Source organism: Pseudaeromonas sp. HNCC25DJ180, from assembly GCF_055413345.1.
This window is the reverse complement of the sequence record NZ_JBVAYF010000005.1, coordinates 130635-150731: the sequence shown is the minus strand read 5'-3', so window position 1 is coordinate 150731 and position 20097 is coordinate 130635. Positions and strand designations below refer to the sequence as shown.

Below are 20097 nucleotides of genomic sequence, written 5' to 3'. Positions count from 1 at the left end.
ATGCGTATCACGACCAATATGATGTTTGATCGCAATCTCAGCAATATGGGCAAGAGCACCACGCGCCTGGATCGTGCATCCGAGCAGATGTACACAGGGGAGAAATTCAAAGTTGCCAGTGAAGATCCAGCCGGTATGGCCCAGAAGTTGGGTTTGACCAGCGAGATTGAGCTATTTAAGCAGTACAGTACCAATGGCGGGCTATTGCAGGGGAGTTTGAGCCTGGAAGAGACGGTGTTGGATTCATTGAATAGCACCATGACTAGTGTCTATACCAAGGTACAACAGTCAATGAATGGTGCACAGGATGCGACGGATAAGGAGGCTATTGCCACTGAGCTGGAAGAGCTGCAGAAGCATATGTTTGATCTGATGAACAACAAAAATGCCTCCGGAGAGTATATTTTCGGTGGCAATCAGAGTCAGACCCAGCCCTTTATCAAAGACAGCAGTGGCATCTATCAGTTCCAGGGGGATACAGGGCAGCGTTTTGTCCAAGTCTCGCCCTCGGTGCGTATTGCCTCCAACGACTCAGGGCTAGAGCTGTTTCAGGCTGTACCTACGCGACGGACCGCCACCGCGAATACGGCCAATATCACAGCGGCGGTGGCAGATCAGGGGCAATTTGATAGCTTCTACCGTACCCGCTATGATCCGGGCACCCCAGCTAACAACACCTATACCGTCAATACCTTGGCAGGCGTTCCGCCTCAATATGAAATCCGGGATACCAGCGGTACGCTGATGCAGTCGGGAAATTATACCCAAGGTGGGGCCATTGGTTTTAATGGCCTGGAGTTGAAGGTGAATGTGGTGGCGCCTGGTGCCGCGCAGACCTTCGATCTCACTCCGCCGAAGAATGACAATATCCTCAATACCATGAGTGACATGATTGCCGCATTGCGCGATCCAACCTTAACACCGGAGCAATTCAAGAGTGCGGTGGCGGACACCGAGGTGCATATCAACAAGGCGCGCGATACGGTTAACGTGGCTACCGGGCATATAGGTGGGCGCATGAATAACCTGGATGATGTGTTGAACTCTAACGAGGGGTTGAACGTACTGAATCAAGAGTCGCGGGCCAATGTATCCGAGATCGATTTGTATGAAGCCATATCGAATGTGACTAAAGAAAACTCGGCGTTAAGTATTGCCCAGCAGGCATATACTATGGTCAATAAAACTACATTGTTTAGCTATTTATAATATATCCCCGCCTTTTCACCTGACAGCTTAGATTATTTTTTTATCTGGGTGGTTTAATTCCGCCCAGAGCCTGTTCTGCTGTCGTTAATAGGTGTCGCCTATGCTTGCTTGAACGTTTTCACTCCCTGCTTCCCCCATCGCTTTGTCATTCCACTCCTGCCTTCTGGGCGGCGTTTTCAAAAAATCAACTCATAACGCATTGATTTTAATGGTGAATGCTTCAGTGACTGTCTTTTGGTGTTTTTATTAAAAAAACACTAAAGCTTTGCGGTAGGGTGACGATAACTAATATGTAACGGTTATCTCAAAGCAGCGAAGCGAAAAAAATTGCTAAAGTTCTTCGAGAGGCAGCCGATAAATAAAGTAAGCATGGCGAAGATAAAAATAATAAGCCAGCACAGTTAACACTTTAGAATCGCTTAGGAGAAAACATCATGGCTATGTACGTCAACACCAACGTTTCATCACTGAATGCCCAGCGTAACCTGAGTAACACAGGTAAGGCAATGGACACCTCTTACACCCGTCTGGCTTCTGGTCTGCGCATCAACAGCGCTAAAGACGATGCCGCTGGTCTGCAGATTTCCAACCGTCTGACCTCTCAGATCAACGGCCTGGATCAGGGTAACCGTAACGCCAACGATGGTATCTCCTTGGCTCAAACCGCCGAAGGTTCCATGGATGAAGTGACCGGCATGTTGCAGCGTATGCGTACTCTGTCACAACAAGCTGCCAACGGTTCCAACAATACCGAAGATCGCTTGGCCCTGCAGCAAGAGTATGCCCAGCTTGGCACTGAAATTAACCGGATCTCCACAGATACTACTTTTGGTGGCCAGAAGCTGCTGGATGGTACTTACCGAGGGGAGTTTCAAGTGGGGGCGGATGCCGCTCAAACTATCTCCTTCACCATGACCACCTTTGAGTTTACTGTGAGTGGTATCGCAGCCGCCAACAGTATCTCTTACTCCGTCTCTGCTGATAGCTTGGGTGACTTCAAAGTTTCCTCTACTGTCGGTGGTGCCCTGGCATTCAGTTCCATCAGCGATATCTCAGGTTCTACTGCCAGCAATGCCGAATTGGCGATGGCAAACCTGGATCTGATGCTCAAGAAGGTGGATGGTAAGCGTGCCGAGCTGGGCGCGGTGCAAAACCGGATGGAATCGACTATTCGTAACCAGTCTAACGTCTCTGAAAACGTCAGTGCCGCCCGTTCCCGGATCCGTGATGCGGACTTCGCTACCGAAACGGCCAATATGACCAAGAACAACATCCTGCAACAGGCAGCCTCCACCATACTGTCTCAGGCCAACCAAAGACCGCAGGCGGCGCTCTCTCTGCTGCAAGGTTAAGATAGCAAGCAATAAAAACAGGGCGGTGGTTCAGGCCGCCCTGTGGGAAGAGTGATCGGAGGGGTGTTCGGACGCGGTCTCTGATCAATCGGGAAAACACTGTTTTAGTTCTACCCTGGCAAGGTTACGCGGATCGGTTCATCTGCTTCCCCTGTCAGGTTCATCTCCTGAGCATCTGCTCATTGGCCAGCCATGCTGGCCTTTTTTTTTGTGTGTCGAAAACTCGACAGCAATAAATTATTAGCATAAGCCGTGCCAACGTCTGAGGTTCATCTCTGCTGCTTACTTATAGTGTTAAGTATATCTGTGATCCGCTGGCCTGGGGTGAGGGTCGGCAACTTTTGCCGCTTAATTGCAAAAGTGGCAAAAAATGTCCTAAAGCTTTCCTAATCCTTGCCGTTAACTAAAGTGAAGCAAAATGAGGGGTGTTCGGAAATCCAACTTTTGCGGTGCTGCGGGTCGTGCGTCCGGTTCAAACGCAAGACCCGCCTCGGAGTAAGCGGATCGGTTCAATCTGCTTGTTCTGAACGGTGGGACTCATCATGGCTAGTTAGCAGACGAGACCCGCAGTTTCTGATTTATCGGGAGAATTATCATGGCTATGTTTATCAACACCAACGTTTCATCGCTCAACGCCCAACGCAACTTGACCAATACTGGCAAGGCGATGGATACCTCCTACACCCGTCTGGCATCTGGTCTGCGTATTAACAGCGCCAAGGATGACGCCGCTGGCTTGCAGATCTCCAACCGCTTGACTTCTCAGGTCAACGGCCTGGATCAGGGTAACCGTAACGCCAACGATGGTATCTCTGTGGCGCAAACTGCCGAAGGCTCCATGGATGAAGTCACCGGTATGCTGCAGCGTATGCGCACCCTGGCACAGCAGTCGTCTAACGGCTCCAATAACACGGATGACCGCTCTGCGCTGCAACAGGAGTATGCCCAGCTCTCTACCGAGATTAACCGTATCTCCACTGATACTACCTTCGGTGGTCAGAAGCTGCTGGATGGTACTTACCGCGGGGAGTTTCAAGTCGGTGCTGATGCCGCGCAAACTATCTCCTTCACCATGACCACATTTGAATTTACCGTCAGTGGTATTGCCGGTGCGGCCAGTATCTCTTACTCCGTCTCTGCCGATACCTTGGGGGATTTCAAAGTTTCCTCTACTGTCGGCGGCGCCCTGGCGTTCAGTACCATCAGTGATATCTCTGGCTCCACGGCCAGTAATGCCGAACTGGCGTTTGCCAACCTGGATCTGATGATCAAGAAAGTAGATGGCAAGCGCGCCGAGTTGGGTGCGGTACAGAACCGTCTGGATTCCACTGTGCGTAACCAGTCTAATGTGGGTGAAAACCTGAGCGCCGCACGCTCTCGGATCCGTGATGCAGACTTCGCCACTGAAACCGCCAACATGACCAAGCAGAATATCCTGCAACAAGCTGCGTCTACCATACTGGCGCAGGCTAACCAACGTCCGCAGGCTGCTCTCTCTCTGTTGGGCTAACTATGGGCTAGGTAAACGAAGGAGGTTATTATGGCAAATGATACGATCAACCTTTCGTCTGCCAGCGCCTCTTCTGTGGTGAAAAGTGAGAAGGGCGGCCATAAGGCCGCTCAACTCCTTTCTGAAACAGCGACAGCGGCCGCATCTACACTAATAGAAACGGCCGGTGTCACATCTGTTCCAGGAGATGGCTCTCGGGTCACTGCCGGAAAGGAAGCGCAAGACACCATAGCCACTGCGGCTAGGCAATCTAATGAGCTGGAGAAGCAGGCGCAAAAATTGCAAGAGCTGAGCCAACTCAAAGGGTGGGCGGTCAGTTTTTCGGTGGATAACGATCTCAACAAGACAGTGATCCGTGTTGTTGATTCTGAAACACAAAAAACGATCCGCCAGATACCGAGTGAAGAGTTGTTAACCATTAGCAAACGGATACAAGAGCTGCGAGATGGCGATGACAGCAAGACGGCCTTAGCCGGTTTACTGTTTGACCGTCAGATATAGCCAGGCTCAATAAGGTAAGGGTAGAGGAGGAGACATGAGTACAATTACTTCTGCAGGTGCAGGCTCTGGCATTGACTTGGAAAGTGTCATTTCCTCTAGCGTGGCCGCACGCAAGGCGCAACTACAGCAACCGATCACTACCAAAAAAGCGCTTACCCAAACTACGCTCTCTGGTGTTGGTCAGCTTAAGTCTGCCATCTCCTCCTTCACCTCTGTGCTGGATAAACTGTCCGAGAAAGGGGCATTTAATAAACGGGCTGTTACCATTACCCAGGATAAAGATGACCCTATTCTGAAGGTTGAAAGCAAGTCGGATGCTTCAAATGGCCAGTACAATATTACTGTCAATAAATTGGCGACGACTAGCCGCCAAGAAGGGATCTTTGATAGTTCCACCACCCAGCTGGCGACAGCAGATGGCCAATTAACATTCAAGGCGGGTGACAAAGAGTTCACTGTCGATGTAAAAGCGGGTGATTCCCTGCAGAATATTCGTAAGCGTATCAACAGTAATGGCGACAATTTTGGGCTTTCAGCCAATATAGTCAACACGGCAGATGGTAAGGCCAAATTGGTGTTGGACTCAGGGGTTTCTGGTGACGGCAAAAACTTGGCTATCACGGCGACGACCAGCGAATTGAAACTCTTCGAGACTGGAGCGGTAGAGAGCAAGATGTCGCAAACTCAGGCCGCAAGTAGTGCCGAGATTAATGTGGATGGTAGCGTACTGAAGAGCGACACCAACACGTTCGACGATTCTGTGCAGGATTTGAAGATTACCGTATTGCGCACATCGGATAAGGATGCGGATGGCAACGCTAAGTCGAATAAAGTGGACATCGCTACCGATAAGACCGCCATCCAGGATTTGGTCAAGAAGTTCATTGACAGTTACAACGCACTTCAGGATAAGAGTACAGCCCTTGGCAAACGTAATTCCATTGTTGCCGGTGAGAGCCAAGATGATGGCGGTGCCTTATCTGGTGATTCGGTAACCCGTACCATCAAAGGCTTGATGATGGGGGCTATCACCGAGAAGTCTACCTTGAGCACCACTTTCTCTAGTATCTTTGAAGTGGGCGTCAAGATGGATAACAAGGGTAAGTTATCCTTGGACAGCGATAAGTTTACCAAGGCGCTGGATAACAACTTCGATCAGGTAGTCGCTCTGTTTGGTGGCGACACAGGCGTTCCAGGTAAACTCTCTACCCAACTGAAGGAGTATACCAAGACGGGTGGTTTATTGGCGCAGCGGGAAGACTCTTTAAATACCGATCTGCGAGGCGTGGCGACCAAGCAAGCAGACGTGAATGCGGCGTTGGTTAAGTATGAGGCCAGTCTGCGGCAGAAATATGGGAATCTGGATGCCTTGCTGGTAAAGATAAATAAGTCGGCATCTTCGTTGAGTGCTTTGACTTCAGCTTAGAAGACATCGGTGGCTCTGGGGGCTGATGGGGGTTAGTAATGTATAACAAGAATATAAAAGCATATAAAGTCAATAACTTACAGGCAGATCTCGCGGTGGCAGATCCCCATCGGGTGATCCAGCTTTTATTGCAGGGCTTACTTGAACGTTTAGCCCAAGCCAAAGGTTATATCGAACGTAGAGAGTATAGAAAAAAGGCTGAGTCCATTTCTTCCATTCTAGCCATTATTAATGGTCTGCAAGATTCACTGGATCTGAGTCAAGGTGAAATACCTGAAAATCTGTTCGCACTGTATGAGTACATGAAGAATCGTGTGATGGATGCCAATATGCAGATGGATAATACGCCACTGGATGAGGTAGCCAACCTGTTGATTACAATCAAATCGGCATGGGATCAAATTCCAGATGCAGAAAAGCAAAAGGCATATGCTGAACGACAAAGAAAAGAGTCGTCAAATGGAAACGCTTGATGTTGTCACGTTGGCTTTGGAACAGCAGACAGATGCCTTGTTAAAGGCCCTTGAGCAGGATGATTTGGGGCTTGCGTTGCGCCTTGCTGATGAGCGTCAGCAGCTCATTGAACGACTCCAACCTTTTTCTCACAATGCAACCTATCGAGTCAGTATAGAGCAACTGGCTGAGAAGATGCTGGCTGTCGATATGACGATGCGGGAGTATGTTGAGCGTCAGAAATCAGAAGTAGAGGTTTTGCTGAAGAGACTCAACTCTGGTAACAAGGCAGTCAAGCTTTATGCGGGTGTTTCAGGGGAATAGATGATGCAGGATGATTTAGATAAGATGCTGGCCGAAGCCGAGCTGCTGGCTGCTAGATTGGCTCTCCAGGCTGAGCAAGAAGAGGCGCTTCGTCAGGTCGTTCCTATTCGTTATCAAGAGAATCTGGCTGCATTTGAAAAATATATGCCAGATGTTGCCAATACGTTTAGAGACTACAAGCCCGTTAGGGCTTTTCGTTTATTCTGCACAGGGAATGGCATACCTAATTTGGAGTGGCTGGATACCTCAACCGCGATTTATGGTGAGGATCCTTATCTAATTTGTTCGCAGCAGATCAAGGAAATATTGGCAGCCAGTGCTTTGACCAGAGTGGATTTTTCGGAAGAGTATAATCCGGTAAACTTTTTTCATCTGGATTACTTGAACGAGATGGTTCGCTGTTTTAAAAAGGCCGATCAGGAGTTACCATTTCTAATGGCTATTCCAGACTCCATTCCCATGATGATGATGTTTGGTATTGGTCTGGGTTATCAGCTGGCTTATCTTTATGAAGCGAAGAGAATTGATAATTTATTTCTATTTGAACCTGATCTGGATCTCTTCTTTGCATCATTACACTGCTTTGATTGGGTGTCATTATTAGACCATCTGGCTAAAGAGAATATGGGGTTGCATATTTTTCTAGGGCAAGATGAAAAAAGCATTATGAGCGATTTGCTGATGGCCATCCATAGGCGTGGTGCCTTTTTGGCAATCAACACGCTGCCTTGCTGGCATTATCCATCACCTGAAATATTTAAACTGATCGATACAGTAAAACGAGAGTTTTCATTAATCTATCGAGGGTGGGGTTTTTTCGAGGATAATATATTCTCCCTTTCTCATTGTATGAGAAATATCGAAACACAAACCCCATTTTTGTTGGCTAATACCAAGGTTAAGAAACAATGGCGGGATGTCCCCATCTTTGTGATTGGTAATGGCCCCTCTCTCGATAGCACTATTGACATCATAAAGCAGCATCAAGATGCTGCTATTATCGTTTCTTGTGGCAGTACTATCTCTGCTCTACATAAGGCAGGCATTCGCCCTGATATTCATGTTGAAACAGAAAGAACTAAATCGGTTCCTGATTTCTTAAGACTGTTGGAAGATGATGACTACTTACGCGATATTCTCTTTTTGAGTAGTGACGTCATTCATCCTGACTGTATGGGTATATTCAAGCGGGCCGGGCTGTGCTTTAAATATGATGAACCCAGCGCCATGTTATTCGCACTCTATTTTCCTGAGACAAGAAGACGAGCACATATAAGTGGCGTTAACCCATTAGTTTCCAATATAGGTTTGTCTATATCCTGTGCGCTAGGGTTTGAAAATATTTATCTATTCGGTATTGATAACGGTTACCGTGATGGAAAGCACCACCATTCCAGTTTTAGTTCTTATTTTGCTGGTGGAGAGAAGGCGGTCGAGCGCCTGACTAAACTTGTGGCTGGAGGGGGGGAGTACCCTGTCGCGGGGAATTTTGGTGATGAGGTGCTAACGACAGGTTTATTTGATTCATCCCGTCGTGTTCTGGGTCATACTCTCACCTATTATCCGGATGTGATTTGTTATAATTGCAGTGATGGGGCCATGATTGAGGGGGCTAAACCCTTACCGGCAGATAAGATCATTATCTCTACTCAGAAAAAGTTGGATAAGAGTGCATTGCTAGATCATATATATCAGGATCTCTATGTTCCCCTGCAGATCGAGCGAGTGGCAGTAGAGGATAAGCTGGATATAGAGTTTTTTAATAAACTGGTTGATCAAATAGTCCTTGAATGGTCAGAACCATTGATGAATCGTGAGCAGGTGGCTGAAATAATGCTGCATCAATATGGCTATCTAGTTCAAATATCAGAAACTATGCAGCGCCATATTTATAAGATGTTGGTTGGCTCTATGAACTATGTGTTTGCCTTAGTCAATATGATGCTATATCGCTATCAGAATGAGGAGGAAAATTTACGGATCGTGGCGCAAGCCATTGAGATTGTTGTTGCCTATCTAAGAAAAACCCAGCAGGTGTATCCTCATGCGCTGGATGGTGTTGATTTGGTTGATAATGAGGTCATCTCGCTGTTTAAACGGGGAAAATAGTGCAAACCAGCGACTGTTGAATTTTTGAAATATGGATATTAGACAATTAAAATACTAATAGGGCCGGCCATGCCGACCCTATTAGTTTAGTAGGGGTTATGTCCTTGCAGCAGACGGCTATCTTTACGCAATATCTGCACCGAAACCATATCGTTTGGCTCAAAATGAATGGGTTGCCTATCTTGATGATGAAAGAGTTGTTGATGGATCAGGCAATAAGCAGGGTGCCAGGAAAATAGTTTGCTGTAATCCATCTTGTAGCTAAAAACGCCCTCTTTGTGGATATAGGGATTGCGATAGTGTCCGGTTGGTGGGTGAAAGTCGAGGACAACAATATGTCCTTGATCCTTTAACAATCGGTCACTCTCCATCGCTATTTTGAAGAGATCCTGCGGATCACACAGATAGAGGCAAAAACCGAAAATAATAAGATCAACGGGCTCAATGGCGGGTAGTGCGTCAGCCGTTCCCACGCTGAGTTGCAAGGTAGTATGCTCTGCTTGGCCAGTGGTAATCGCCTGCTCTGATGGGTCTATGCCATAGCTTTGGCAGCCATAGCGGCGTTCTATTTCCGCCAACCTCCAGCCATCAGCACACCCTATCTCCAGCACTCGCTCGGGTGCCATCATACAGTGGTTGAGGGCTTGCAGTACGGGATCCTCTGCTGTGGCAGTCGAGAGCGCCGATTTGTTACGCTCATACCATTGGTTTCCTTCACCGGATAGGAAGACCTTTTTCTGGCTCATACTCTCTTCTCCATGCGTGATATGTTTCATACCAGCAACTCCCAACTCAGTGGTGTGCCTGCTGGAATGGGTTGTTTGGCTCTGCGCCCTAGTAGCTTGGGTAACTCTGCCGGTGGCAGGCCATCGCTCGGGCGCACTGAACGTACGTTCTGTGTGGTTAGCGCTTCTCCTGCCGCAATATCCTGGCTGACAAAGAGTGAACGGGCAAACTTACGGCTGGCTTTGACCTTATCCGTGAGTTCATAACTGACACAGCCTAGCGCCAGCTCGGCGGCTCTTACCCCATCAACCATCAGCTTGAACTCCTCCGGTGTGAGGGAGAAGGAGGCATCGGGGCCGCCTATGGCACGATCCAGGATGAAATGTTTCTCTATCACTCGGGCACCGAGCGCGACGGCGGCAATAGCCACAGCATGGCCCAGGGTGTGATCCGATAGCCCCACCTTCACGCCGAAGGTCTGAGCCAGGTTGGGGATCGTCAGCAGGTTGGCGTCTTCCACCGGGGCTGGGTAGGAGGAGGTACATTTTAACAGTGTGATATTCTGATTCCCCACCCGCCGACAGGCATGCACCGCGGCTTCAATATCGGCCAGGGTGGCGATACCGGTGGAGATGATCATGGGTTTGCCCTTGCTGGCGGTATATTCGATGAGGGGAATATCAGTGATTTCAAACGAGGCTATTTTGTAGAGTGGAACCGCTAGTGTTTCGAGGAAGTCGACGGCGGTAGGATCAAATGGTGTAGAGAAAAAGATCAGCCCCTCTTTTTCGGCCTCGGCTTGAATGGCCGCATGCCACTCCCATGGGGTGTAGGCCTGCTGGTAGAGCCGGTGCAAAGTGGTACCATCCCAGATAGTGCCCTGTTTGATCTGGAAGTAGTCATTGTCACAATCCAGGGTGATGGTATCAGCCGTGTAGGTCTGGATCTTGATGGCATCGGCACCGCATTCTTTTACTTTACGGACTGTAGCGAGTGCTGTTTCTAGGCTATGCCCGTGATTGGCGGATAGTTCAGCAATTATTAGTATCTTAGAAGATAAATTTGGTTCCATGTCAGCACTCTCTTATATATTTAATGAGCTATTTATTTTAGCTTGCAGCGATAGAAACAACATAATTAATCTTGAATGGTATTTCGGCTTATGATCTATCATGTAAGCTTGGCGTTTCCTGCAGCGTTACATCTGCCGCCATCTTCTTTGGTTGTTTACTCTGCTTCCGAGCCTAGAATGTTCATCTGTCTATCGTGACAGGCCGAAGATGGTCCTGCAAGCGTAGAGCTGTCATACTTCAAACTATGATAGGCAACGTTAAAAACTCTATGCATGGAGTTTTTAACGCGGCAAATCAGAAGCGTCTATCTCTGTACTTGACGGAGTTCTGCTTTAATCTTAATCACTGATTCAATCTGGAGTCAATGTTAACGGATTTGGCAAGGGCAGGATCTTGAACAGCAACTATATCGTAATCGCACGTTGGCTCAGGCTGGCTGAGTTGAGATGGTAATCAGGTAAAAAATCAATTAGTGTTGCTATAGCTTGTCGAGTTTTTGCATGACCAGCTAAAAAAGAAGATTGGTTATTTTAATTTTGGTACCAAATGTTGGCACAGGTGCCGCATAAGGAGATTCACAATGAGCACAACAAATCCAAGGGCAATCGAGCTTGTTCCTCTGATATCCCTCGGAACCGAATTGCAGATGGAAGTCAGAAAGATCAGAAATGAAGGAAATGTTCGGAAATGGATGTACACAGGGCATGCTATCGGTGTAACTGAACATCTCGGCTGGATAAATCGGCTTAAACAAGATGAACGGCAAATCGTTTTTGCTGTGTTGAACGAAGAGCACTGTCCTCTGGGAGTTGTCAGTGTCAATGCAATCGATCGTCTCCATAAAAAATCCGATTGGGCGTACTACTTAACGGAAACCTCACGAGGCGGCTTAGGTTCAGCTCTTGAATATTCATTTATTAATTTCATTTTCGATACATTGGGAATGGATAAATTGAATTGTGAAGTAATCGAAGGAAATGATGCGGTTGTAAAGTTACATAAAAAATTCTTGTTTCAAGAAGAAGGATTTAGACGTTCAAACATACTAAAAGACGGCACTCGGTTAGGCGTCCATTTCCTCGGCTTGACCAAAGAGGATTGGCTTGATGGCCGGGCTGCTATTCAAGAGAAATACAAAGGTGTGTTTGAAAAATTCTCTGTATCAGTTCAGTGGCAATTAAGTAAATAGAGGGTTAGTCATCCGATTGATAAAATTAAACTATAATGGTCTGAACTGAATGAATATATTCAGACTTGTACCGGAAACGTTAGGGCAAACGCATAAATGTATTTTAGGTATTGTCTATGTTTAAAACGAACGCTATTGGTTTCGCCTGTGGGCAGGTTCAGCTTTAAACACACAAAAATTGATTTAATCCTATCCAATTTGACCAAAAATCACGTACTCAGGTGTTCGCCTTGCAGACATATCATCGCTGAAGTTAAATCTATAGAACAGGATGTAATTATGTTTACCGATAAGTAACTCGAGTGAAATTGCATATGAGTGCCGTTTCTTGGATGATTATATTGCACTCAATTGTCATCGTTGAGTTTAAACATTAGATTTTCTTAAGTGCCATATTTTTAATGCTTGTGGATTGGTAAGAAGATGCTAAATTGACAATGCTAGTTGGTGTGAATATTGGTTAATTAAGTAAGCGCGACACCTTAATATAGCATGTTTCTCTCAGTTGGTTTTATGAGGCTATTTGATGTGGCATGATCATGTTATTTATTTTTGGGTCGCGTCAGTTCAAATGGTTGGTGCATATTCTGGTGGGCAAGTAAAAAATATTTTGTGATTTACATTAATGGGGTAAATAATGGGAAAAGTAGCGATTGCATTGGTGTTGATATTTTCATTCTGTTTTTCAAGTGAGGCTGCATCAATCTACTATACAGATTTGGGGGAATTTGAAAGCTTGGTTACGAGTAAAGTTGTTGATGACTTTGAAAACGTAAAATATAAAAATACACCATTACCATCACTTTACAATAACAACAATATATACACAAGCATGTCAAACATTTTGGTAAGCTCACCTGGCTATAATAACTTTGGTGTTCCTATAACAAGTAGTAGTATACTGACTTCTAATGGAGATGAGGATTTTTTTATCAACTTTGGAAACCCCGCAAATGCTTTAGGGTTTGACACATATCTAAATGGATATGGCCCAGCAACGATTCAAATATTCGGAAATCATGGCTTAATTGATACATATTATCTGGATCACAATTCGACAAGAGTAGGTTTTTGGGGTGTAATTTCAGATGAGGTTATATCTTCTGTTCGATGGGCTTCAATAAACGGAAAGGTTGTGAATACAGGTATTGATAACATTAGACAAGGCGAATTCAGTGTGACTCCAGTGCCAGAGCCGTCAACGATTCTTTTAATGGTAGTAGGTATGATTGGTCTTGCTGGAACAAGAAAGGAATTAATAAACAATACATGATTCCTTAGATGCTCGATGGGCCAGCTGGGATATTGGTGGCAATAATAGTTACGCTAACACCAATTACAGTTGGCCGTTAACTCGCTGGATTTACATGCTTTTATAACGTGAATTGTTGTCAGGATAATCTAAACAGTAGCTATGATTGGCTGATAATTCAGCCATGATAAGTTTTACTATTCCATTATGTATCATACCTTTCGAGATATATTTTATATTTACATCCATTTATTTCGAAAAAGGCAGGGAAATAGTTTGGGTTTGCTATTCGTAAAAGATTGAATTGCTCTGCTATTGATTTGTTAGGGTCTAGTTGGTTATCTTGAGGCGTTCGTCTTCTATAAAAACTACCAACCCCAATTTGCTTATAAGGTAATGCTTCGTTAATGTGATTAACAGCCCATGTCATTGCCTCAATCTCAGCTGAAAAAATTTCATTATTTATCTCGTCAAATAGCTCAGTCCCATCAAGTTTGATTGGTATTTGAAACCAGATATCGCCAGAGTCAAGTTCATCTTCAGCATTGAGTAATGTTAGTGTGAGTTCGTTCTTTCCCTCAATAATTTGCCATATATGGGGTGACATACCTCGACCAACAGGGAGGGGACTTGCATGAAGGACAAGTGTAAACTTGAATCTATCTCTGAGCTCTTTAGTTATTTTCTCATGGCAAGATATCAAAAAAAGAATGTCGCCAGCCTCTACTTCTATTCCTGTCCTTACGAGTTTTATTTGATGGTTATCACTGTACTTTGTCATCCATTTGTATAGCCATGAGTTAACTGGATGACTTTCATTAGTACAAAGGATGGTAATCTTCATTTGTCCTCCACTAATAGCTGGAAAAGATTGGTAATTCCTCGATTGCTCATCACTCGCTGAGCATTCCAAGCTCTATTTAGGCGATAATCAGGATTTGCCATTTTTTTAAGCGCCGTAATTAGTTTTTCCTCAATGAGAATATCATTCCACCATACCCCATCTGGGAAAATCCCATTCTCTTTCCACCAATTGAATTGGCCAGCTTGGTTGTCAATGAGACAGATGAGAATCGCGGGTAAACCACATGCAGCAAGTTCATAGGTGGTTTGACCGGCTGCACTTATTGCTAGGTCACATTTGCACATCAAATTTGCCATTTGTGTATCATTCAAGTTGGAATGAATAGTGCAGCCATCATGAGACTTAAAATTTGCATTGTTTGAAATAACATTAATTTCGGTGTCTGGATAAATACTTTGAACAATATTTATGACCAATGGCATCATATTTCTGACGTCTGTTGCGCCCATCATGATTAAAATTTTCTCTATTTTGTTGGCAACAGACGTTCGTGTTGATACATCCCAGAATGCAGGTCTGAGTGGATGCCATTGCAGTCCAATAAGCCACTCAGCCTCGCCATTGGTATATTCTTTTTTATCTGACGAACTGTGGATGACATACCCCTTGGGGTAGGGCAGTCTATATGTATCATCTATATAAACCACACGAATGAAATTTTCTGCAATTTTCTGCAATAAAAATTGCGCTGCTGAATAACTATCAACAATAGCGAATCCATGAGTTGAGGTGAGTAGCTCAGGACTATTCTGCCATGCTCGCCATGTTACTGTTTCGGCTTGGAGAAATCGCTGTGCTGTTGCGTCACCATCCACGACCCACTGTACCTCTCCACCCTGTAGCCGCCAGGCCGCGGCATAGGCGCTGCAGCGGCTTAGGTGGCCCAAGCCGCGTTTTTGGTCGCCCTCGCTGAATATCCACAGTGGCAACACTTAGCGGACCTTAAATACCGGCTGGATTGGCTCACCATCCAGGGCCTCTGCCACTTTGCCTGCCGCATCCAGGCGGATAAGTTCGGGCAGTACCTCGGCATAGACCTTGAGCAGGGTCTGTATATCTTGCTCGCTGTGTGCCAGATTCAGATTATGGCTGCCCAGGGTGAGAATGCCGCGCTTGCACAACTCCTGAATGAGGTAGCTCTTGAGCAGCCAGGTGGTGTGGTTGGCAGAATCTGCCACCAGCAAGAAACTCCAGCTGGGGTGGCCGGCGGTGCTGAGCCAGCCCGGAGCGTTTAGCTCCTGCAACAGGGCATTGAGCCCATCGAGCAGCTGTTGGCCGCGCTCGGCCAAGCGGGTGGGAACATCCAGGCGCCGCATCTTCTTGATGACGGCATTTGCGGCGGCCAGGGCAATGGCGTCACCACCAAAGGTCCCGGAGAAGAAGATATCCTCCATGCGGCGCATATAGTCGCGCTTGCCAACTACCGCCGAGATGGGGAAGCCGTTGGCCATCCCCTTGCCGAAGGCGGCGAGATCGGGGGTGACGCCAAACAGGGTTTGCGCGCCGCCGATATGGTTGCGAAAGCCGGTGATGGTCTCATCGAAGATAAGCAGCGCACCCTGTTCATCGCACAGCTGGCGCAGGCCGGGAAGAAACGCAGGCGTCGGCCAGGTGACATTCATGGGCTCCAGGATTACGGCGGCAAATTCGCCGGGGTGAGCCGTGAACAGGGCCTGCAGTGAGGCTAAGTCGTTGTAATCGAAGCGATGGGTCAGTTCACGCACGCACTCGGGTACGCCCAGATGGCGGGTGGTGGAGCCGATATACCAATCTTGCCAGCCATGGTAGCCACAGACGGCCACGCGCTCACGACCCGTAATGGCGCGGGAGAGACGGATAGAGGCCGAGGTGGCATCCGTGCCGTTCTTGCCGAAGCGGACCATCTCGGCGCAGGGGATGAGCTCGATAAGCTGCTCGGCGACTTCGGTTTCCAGACGATGGGGCAGGGAGAAGATGCTACCCAAATTGAGCTGTTCGATCACGGCTTGATTCACATCCGGGTCGCAATAGCCCAGGCTGATGGCCAGCAGACCGCTGGCAAAGTCCAGATATTCGTTGCCGTCTACATCCCAGACCTTGGCCCCTTGGCCGCGTTCAATAAACAGCGGGGCGGCGCCGTAGGGAAAGCAGAGCCGGCTCTTGGAGAAGGTCTGGGAGCCTAGCGGAATGCTCTGCTCGGCGCGGGCCGAGAGTGCCAGTGAGTGTTGGTAGCGTGGATTCATGAGTTGGCCTCCTTGGCCAGCGACTTGGTCAGACCTTCATTACGCTGGTGCTGGGTATTGAGGGTGGCGAGTTCCGGCTCCTGCTCTAGCAGGGTCAGGATATCCTGGGTGGTGAAGCCGGGCAGATCCGGATAGAGACGACTGTAGATTTGCTCGACCAGGGCAAAATCGGCGGCTTCATCGACGGTCCAGCGCAGGTGAGCCAGGCTTGGTGTGCGACTCAGCTGCCCTATCTTGAAATGCTGGGGGTGGCGACGGATAAAGTAGGTCACGTGCTCCCGTTCGGCTTGGGTCCAGGCTTTTTCGGTCAGCAGTTTGAGCGTCGGGAAGCTGACGACTTCGGCATCCAGGCCATCTGGATAGCTGGGCTCCCAACAGTTGCAGCTATAGTCATAGCCACCATTGAGATGAAAGGCGATGAGTTCATCTATCAGCTCAGGGTCGGCCAGCGGGCAGTCGCCGGTCAGGCGGACAATTTGTGTTGGGTGAAAGGGGAGGGCGGCCAGATAGAAGCGCTGCAGTACGTCTTCCAGTGGGCCGCGAAAGCAGGGAATGTCGAGCTGGGCGCAGAGGGTGGCGATGGCCTCATCTTCTACATGGTCGCTGGTGGCGACCAGCAGCTGGTCCAGCCGCTTCGAGCGTTTGAGTCTTTCTATCTGCCGGGCCAGCATGGGCTCACCAAGCAAGGGTTTGAGTACCTTGCCAGGCAGTCGGCTGGAGCTGACTCTGGCTTGCAGAATACCAAGTATCATGATGGGCTCCAAAGTCCAGGATTGATGAGCTGAGGCTCCGAGCTGGCCAGGCTGGCAAGCTCAGGGTCGCATAGTGAATGCAGGTGTTGATAGGCTGCGGCTATGGCGGCTAGCTCGTGAGCATGACACACCCCCACCACGAAACGGCTAACTTGAGGTAGAGCCGTGATAAGGCTAAGGGCTTTATTCAGTGGTGCCAGATGAGGGCGCCAGTTATCCAGTCGCGTCAGTGCTTGGCTGAAGGCTTGAAACTGCTTGGGGCGCTGTGCCGGGGCCATCAGTAGCAGCCCTTGCAAAAAGAGGGATCGTACATGAATTTCGCACCCCAGCGCCTGCAATCGATCCAACCAGCCCGAGCGCAAGAAGCGTTGATCCAGCAAGTTCGCAGGCAGTTGCACCAGCTGCAAGGGGTAGCCCAGGGCCAGCCACTGCTCAAGCTCCTCTGGCGAGTAGACAGAGACGCCCAACTTGCCCACTTTGCCTTGTTGTTGCTGTTCCAACAAAGCCGAAAACAGCTCTGGGGTGGCGTCTTGACTGCGATGCAGCAGCAGGCCATCCAGGCGGGTGCGCCTTAACTGCTGCAAGCTGCCTTCGATAAACTGGTTGACCTGAGCGGCTTGTACGCCGGGAGCCAATTTATTGACTAAAGAAAAGTCGGCCGTTTGCTGTGCACCTAACCTTTGCTCGGCTTCACCGTAGGCTTGCGCCGTGTCCAGGGTATCGATCCCCAGCTGGCGGGCCAGGCTCAAAATGGCGGTTAGCTCACTCTCGCTCACCTTGCCCGCTTGGTTGCTGACCCCATAGGCCAGACCAAACTGTACTGTGCCCAAGGCTAGACGCATAGCTCGCGTTCCAGTGTGTGGATGACCCTATCCTGATCCGTCAAGGAGAGGGTGGGGAACAGCGGCAGGCTGATGGCACTGCGATAGTAAGCCTGAGCGCCGGGATAACGAGCCGGATCTTGGCCCAAACTGCGGTAATAGGGTTGGGCCGGGATAGGAATGTAGTGGACATTCACCCCTATGCCCGCGGCCCGCAGGCGGGCAAACAGGCTGTCGCGCTCGGCCACCTGGATGACATAGAGATGGTAGCCAGAGGTGCGATCGGTTTGCTGGCGTAATGGTTGCAGTGGCAAGTTAGCTAGCAGGTTGTCGTAGCGGGCCGCCAGCGCCCGTCGGCTGGCGATCAGGGCGTCCAGACGAGTTAACTGGCTCAGACCCAGGGCCGCCTGAATATCGGTGAGGCGATAGTTAAAGCCCAATACCTGCTGCTCATAATACCAGCCGCCCGGGCTGGCTTGCTGCAGCTCAGCGGGTTCACGAGTGATGCCATGGCTGCGGTAGAGGCGCAATTTAGCGGCCAGCTGCTCATCGCGGGTGGTGATGGCGCCGCCTTCGCCCGTGGTGATGGGTTTGACCGGGTGGAAGCTGAATACCGTCATGTCACTATAAGCACAGTTGCCGATGGGGGCCTCGTGATAACGGGCACCCAGGGCATGGCAGGCATCTTCGATAAGCTGTATGCCATAGTGACGGCATAGGGCGCTGATCTCTTGCAGATCACAGGGTTGTCCCGCCAGATGGACGGCGATCAGGGCCTTGGGCAGGGTCTGACTGCGTTGGGCCAGTTGCAGCTTGCTCTGCAGGGCGCTGACGCTCAGGTTACCGGTGTCGGGCTCCACATCGACAAAATCCACTTGGGCACCACAGTAGCGGGCACAGTTTGCCGAGGCGACAAAGCTGATGGCCGAGACCCAGACCCAGTCGTAGGCACCCAGCTCCAGCGCTGCGCAGGCCAGATGGAGCGCCGTGGTGCCATTGCTGCAGGCCACCACATGGGGCACCTGGCAGTAGTCGGCCAGCCCCAGCTCGAAGGCAGGCACGGCCTCGCCTTGGGTCAAGTAGTCCGACTTTAAGACCGCAACGACGGCTTCAATGTCAGCATCGGTAATGGATTGGCGTCCATAGGGGATCATTCCGCGAGCACCTGCTGGTTCATGGCGTGTAATTCAGCTATCGACAGGAAGTGCTGATTGTTTAGGGAATTGTATTCAAATCCTGGCTCGACCGGCTTGGCCACTTCGCCCAGGGCGTTGACGGTAAAGTCATTGTTGCGGTTGGAGAAGCTGATGCTGGGGGAGATGACATAATAGTCGTGGAATTCGAAGGTGTGGTAAGAGTCATCGGCCGGACACATTACCTCATGCAACTTTTCTCCCGGGCGAATGCCGATGATATCCAGGGGCAGATCGGGGGCCATGGCGCGGGCCAGATCTGTCATGAGGACCGAGGGGATCTTGGGTACAAATAGCTCCCCCCCCTTCATGCGGGCAAAGTTCTCCAGTACAAAGTCCACCCCCTGCTGCAGCGTGATCCAGAAGCGGGTCATCTCGCTATGAGTGATGGGCAGGCTCTTGGCACCGCTCTTGATCAGTTTATCGAAGAAGGGGACCACAGAGCCGCGGGAGCCCACCACGTTACCGTAGCGCACCACAGAAAAGATAGTCGGGTTGCTGCCCGCCATATTATTGGCGGCCACAAACAGCTTGTCGGAGCAGAGTTTGGTGGCGCCATACAGGTTGACCGGGTTGGCCGCCTTGTCGGTGGAGAGGGCGATGACCTTCTGCACCCCATTGTGCAGGGCGGCCTGAATGACGTTTTCGGCTCCGCCCACATTAGTTTTGATGCATTCCATGGGGTTGTATTCGGCGGCGGGCACCTGTTTGAGCGCGGCGGCATGGACTACATAATCCACGCCATGCATGGCCATGTCTAGCCGCTGGGCATCCCGGACATCGCCTATGAAGTAACGCATACAGGGTTGATTGAAGGTCTGCTGCATCTCGAACTGCTTGAGCTCATCCCGAGAGTAGACAATGACCTTCTTGGGGGTATAACGAGCCAGTATGGTGGCGATAAATTTTTTGCCGAAGGAGCCAGTTCCCCCGGTGATGAGAATGGTCTTGTCGTTCAACATCTTGCTGTCCTTAATAGGTTTTTTCTCAAACCAGGTGCGTGGTTCTGTATAGGCAAAAAACAGGCCAGACTATTTTGACGTGATTTTTACCAGGATGAGCGTCTGAATTGCCCGATTTTTTGACGAAGCGACGATTTTCTGACACTTGTGCTGAGAAT

At 49.1% G+C, this 20097-nt stretch carries 19 protein-coding genes; 10 read left to right on the top strand and 9 right to left on the bottom strand.

Translation table 11 applies throughout. The features are described from left to right. The 8 genes from flgL to ACZYTD_RS06220 all read left to right on the top strand — a co-directional run bounded on the left by flgL (position 1) and on the right by ACZYTD_RS06220 (position 8884). A complete protein-coding gene (gene flgL, locus ACZYTD_RS06255) occupies positions 1–1209 on the top strand; it encodes a flagellar hook-associated protein FlgL (RefSeq protein ID WP_463890375.1) in 1209 nt (402 codons plus the stop codon). A 434-nt stretch (positions 1210–1643) separates the two neighbouring features. Continuing rightward, positions 1644–2561 (top strand): flagellin N-terminal helical domain-containing protein, encoded by a 918-nt coding sequence (locus ACZYTD_RS06250; protein WP_463890373.1) that lies wholly within the window; start codon positions 1644–1646, stop codon positions 2559–2561. Between the two features lie 595 nt (positions 2562–3156). After that, positions 3157–4071, top strand: coding sequence for a flagellin N-terminal helical domain-containing protein (locus ACZYTD_RS06245; protein ID WP_463890371.1), 915 nt, complete (start codon positions 3157–3159; stop codon positions 4069–4071). 30 nt (positions 4072–4101) lie between these two features. After that, positions 4102–4572 carry a flagellar protein FlaG gene (locus tag ACZYTD_RS06240; protein ID WP_463890369.1) on the top strand — a complete coding sequence of 157 codons (471 nt, stop codon included), beginning with the start codon at positions 4102–4104 and terminating at the stop codon, positions 4570–4572. 34 nt (positions 4573–4606) lie between these two features. Beyond that, on the top strand, positions 4607–5998 hold the full coding sequence (gene fliD, locus ACZYTD_RS06235; RefSeq protein WP_463890367.1) for a flagellar filament capping protein FliD: 1392 nt from the start codon (positions 4607–4609) through the stop codon (positions 5996–5998). A 38-nt stretch (positions 5999–6036) separates the two neighbouring features. Further along, positions 6037–6471, top strand: coding sequence for a flagellar export chaperone FliS (gene fliS / locus ACZYTD_RS06230; protein WP_463890365.1), 435 nt, complete (start codon positions 6037–6039; stop codon positions 6469–6471). After that, complete coding sequence (gene fliT, locus ACZYTD_RS06225) at positions 6458–6775, top strand: flagellar protein FliT (RefSeq protein ID WP_463890362.1); 318 nt, start codon at positions 6458–6460, stop codon at positions 6773–6775. Before fliS ends, fliT begins: the two co-directional genes overlap by 14 nt. Beyond that, positions 6776–8884, top strand: a complete 2109-nt coding sequence (locus ACZYTD_RS06220) for a motility associated factor glycosyltransferase family protein (protein ID WP_463890360.1) — start codon at positions 6776–6778, stop codon at positions 8882–8884. 86 nt (positions 8885–8970) lie between these two features. Here ACZYTD_RS06220 and ACZYTD_RS06215 read toward each other — a convergent pair whose 3' ends face one another. Beyond that, a complete protein-coding gene (locus ACZYTD_RS06215) occupies positions 8971–9630 on the bottom strand; it encodes a class I SAM-dependent methyltransferase (RefSeq protein WP_463890358.1) in 660 nt (219 codons plus the stop codon). 26 nt (positions 9631–9656) lie between these two features. Beyond that, positions 9657–10682 (bottom strand): pseudaminic acid synthase, encoded by a 1026-nt coding sequence (pseI, locus tag ACZYTD_RS06210; RefSeq protein ID WP_463890356.1) that lies wholly within the window; start codon positions 10680–10682, stop codon positions 9657–9659. A gap of 581 nt (positions 10683–11263) precedes the next feature. Here pseI and pseH point away from each other — a divergent pair. Continuing rightward, positions 11264–11872 carry a UDP-4-amino-4,6-dideoxy-N-acetyl-beta-L-altrosamine N-acetyltransferase gene (gene pseH, locus ACZYTD_RS06205; protein ID WP_463890354.1) on the top strand — a complete coding sequence of 203 codons (609 nt, stop codon included), beginning with the start codon at positions 11264–11266 and terminating at the stop codon, positions 11870–11872. 637 nt (positions 11873–12509) lie between these two features. Beyond that, positions 12510–13145: a PEP-CTERM sorting domain-containing protein gene (locus tag ACZYTD_RS06200; RefSeq protein ID WP_463890352.1), complete on the top strand. Its 636-nt coding sequence runs from the start codon at positions 12510–12512 to the stop codon at positions 13143–13145. Positions 13146–13329: 184 nt separating this feature from the next. Here the strand turns inward: ACZYTD_RS06200 and ACZYTD_RS06195 are convergent, their stop codons facing one another. Genes ACZYTD_RS06195 through pseB form a run of 7 tightly spaced genes read right to left on the bottom strand, consistent with a single transcriptional unit; the run spans position 13330 to position 19939 of the window. Beyond that, complete coding sequence (locus ACZYTD_RS06195) at positions 13330–13968, bottom strand: formyltransferase family protein (RefSeq protein WP_463890350.1); 639 nt, start codon at positions 13966–13968, stop codon at positions 13330–13332. Continuing rightward, the gene (locus ACZYTD_RS06190) at positions 13965–14921 is read right to left on the bottom strand and encodes a hypothetical protein (RefSeq protein WP_463890348.1); all 957 of its coding nucleotides are present in this window, start codon (positions 14919–14921) and stop codon (positions 13965–13967) included. The genes ACZYTD_RS06195 and ACZYTD_RS06190 overlap by 4 nt, the downstream gene beginning before the upstream one ends. Next, positions 14922–16211, bottom strand: a complete 1290-nt coding sequence (locus ACZYTD_RS06185) for an aminotransferase class III-fold pyridoxal phosphate-dependent enzyme (RefSeq protein WP_463890346.1) — start codon at positions 16209–16211, stop codon at positions 14922–14924. It abuts the gene before it with no gap. After that, complete coding sequence (locus tag ACZYTD_RS06180; RefSeq protein ID WP_463890344.1) at positions 16208–16963, bottom strand: cytidylyltransferase domain-containing protein; 756 nt, start codon at positions 16961–16963, stop codon at positions 16208–16210. Before ACZYTD_RS06180 ends, ACZYTD_RS06185 begins: the two co-directional genes overlap by 4 nt. Then, positions 16960–17805, bottom strand: a complete 846-nt coding sequence (locus tag ACZYTD_RS06175; RefSeq protein WP_463890342.1) for an aldo/keto reductase — start codon at positions 17803–17805, stop codon at positions 16960–16962. Before ACZYTD_RS06175 ends, ACZYTD_RS06180 begins: the two co-directional genes overlap by 4 nt. Beyond that, complete coding sequence (gene pseC / locus ACZYTD_RS06170) at positions 17796–18938, bottom strand: UDP-4-amino-4,6-dideoxy-N-acetyl-beta-L-altrosamine transaminase (protein WP_463890340.1); 1143 nt, start codon at positions 18936–18938, stop codon at positions 17796–17798. Before pseC ends, ACZYTD_RS06175 begins: the two co-directional genes overlap by 10 nt. Further along, a complete protein-coding gene (gene pseB, locus ACZYTD_RS06165) occupies positions 18935–19939 on the bottom strand; it encodes a UDP-N-acetylglucosamine 4,6-dehydratase (inverting) (protein WP_463890338.1) in 1005 nt (334 codons plus the stop codon). The genes pseC and pseB overlap by 4 nt, the downstream gene beginning before the upstream one ends. Positions 19940–20097: the final 158 nt, after the last annotated feature.

Excerpts from the sequence above, each read along its gene's own strand:
- fliS (WP_463890365.1), top strand. The coding sequence starts at position 6,037 with ATGTATAACAAGAATATAAAAGCATATAAAGTCAATAACTTACAGGCA.
- fliT (WP_463890362.1), top strand. The coding sequence starts at position 6,458 with ATGGAAACGCTTGATGTTGTCACGTTGGCTTTGGAACAGCAGACAGAT.
- ACZYTD_RS06180 (WP_463890344.1), bottom strand. The coding sequence starts at position 16,963 with ATGATACTTGGTATTCTGCAAGCCAGAGTCAGCTCCAGCCGACTGCCT.
- ACZYTD_RS06200 (WP_463890352.1), top strand. The coding sequence starts at position 12,510 with ATGGGAAAAGTAGCGATTGCATTGGTGTTGATATTTTCATTCTGTTTT.
- ACZYTD_RS06245 (WP_463890371.1), top strand. The coding sequence starts at position 3,157 with ATGGCTATGTTTATCAACACCAACGTTTCATCGCTCAACGCCCAACGC.
- ACZYTD_RS06220 (WP_463890360.1), top strand. The coding sequence starts at position 6,776 with ATGATGCAGGATGATTTAGATAAGATGCTGGCCGAAGCCGAGCTGCTG.
- ACZYTD_RS06195 (WP_463890350.1), bottom strand. The coding sequence starts at position 13,968 with ATGAAGATTACCATCCTTTGTACTAATGAAAGTCATCCAGTTAACTCA.
- ACZYTD_RS06250 (WP_463890373.1), top strand. The coding sequence starts at position 1,644 with ATGGCTATGTACGTCAACACCAACGTTTCATCACTGAATGCCCAGCGT.
- pseI (WP_463890356.1), bottom strand. The coding sequence starts at position 10,682 with ATGGAACCAAATTTATCTTCTAAGATACTAATAATTGCTGAACTATCC.
- pseB (WP_463890338.1), bottom strand. The coding sequence starts at position 19,939 with ATGTTGAACGACAAGACCATTCTCATCACCGGGGGAACTGGCTCCTTC.
- fliD (WP_463890367.1), top strand. The coding sequence starts at position 4,607 with ATGAGTACAATTACTTCTGCAGGTGCAGGCTCTGGCATTGACTTGGAA.
- ACZYTD_RS06175 (WP_463890342.1), bottom strand. The coding sequence starts at position 17,805 with ATGCGTCTAGCCTTGGGCACAGTACAGTTTGGTCTGGCCTATGGGGTC.
- ACZYTD_RS06185 (WP_463890346.1), bottom strand. The coding sequence starts at position 16,211 with ATGAATCCACGCTACCAACACTCACTGGCACTCTCGGCCCGCGCCGAG.
- ACZYTD_RS06215 (WP_463890358.1), bottom strand. The coding sequence starts at position 9,630 with ATGAGCCAGAAAAAGGTCTTCCTATCCGGTGAAGGAAACCAATGGTAT.
- pseH (WP_463890354.1), top strand. The coding sequence starts at position 11,264 with ATGAGCACAACAAATCCAAGGGCAATCGAGCTTGTTCCTCTGATATCC.
- flgL (WP_463890375.1), top strand. The coding sequence starts at position 1 with ATGCGTATCACGACCAATATGATGTTTGATCGCAATCTCAGCAATATG.
- pseC (WP_463890340.1), bottom strand. The coding sequence starts at position 18,938 with ATGATCCCCTATGGACGCCAATCCATTACCGATGCTGACATTGAAGCC.
- ACZYTD_RS06240 (WP_463890369.1), top strand. The coding sequence starts at position 4,102 with ATGGCAAATGATACGATCAACCTTTCGTCTGCCAGCGCCTCTTCTGTG.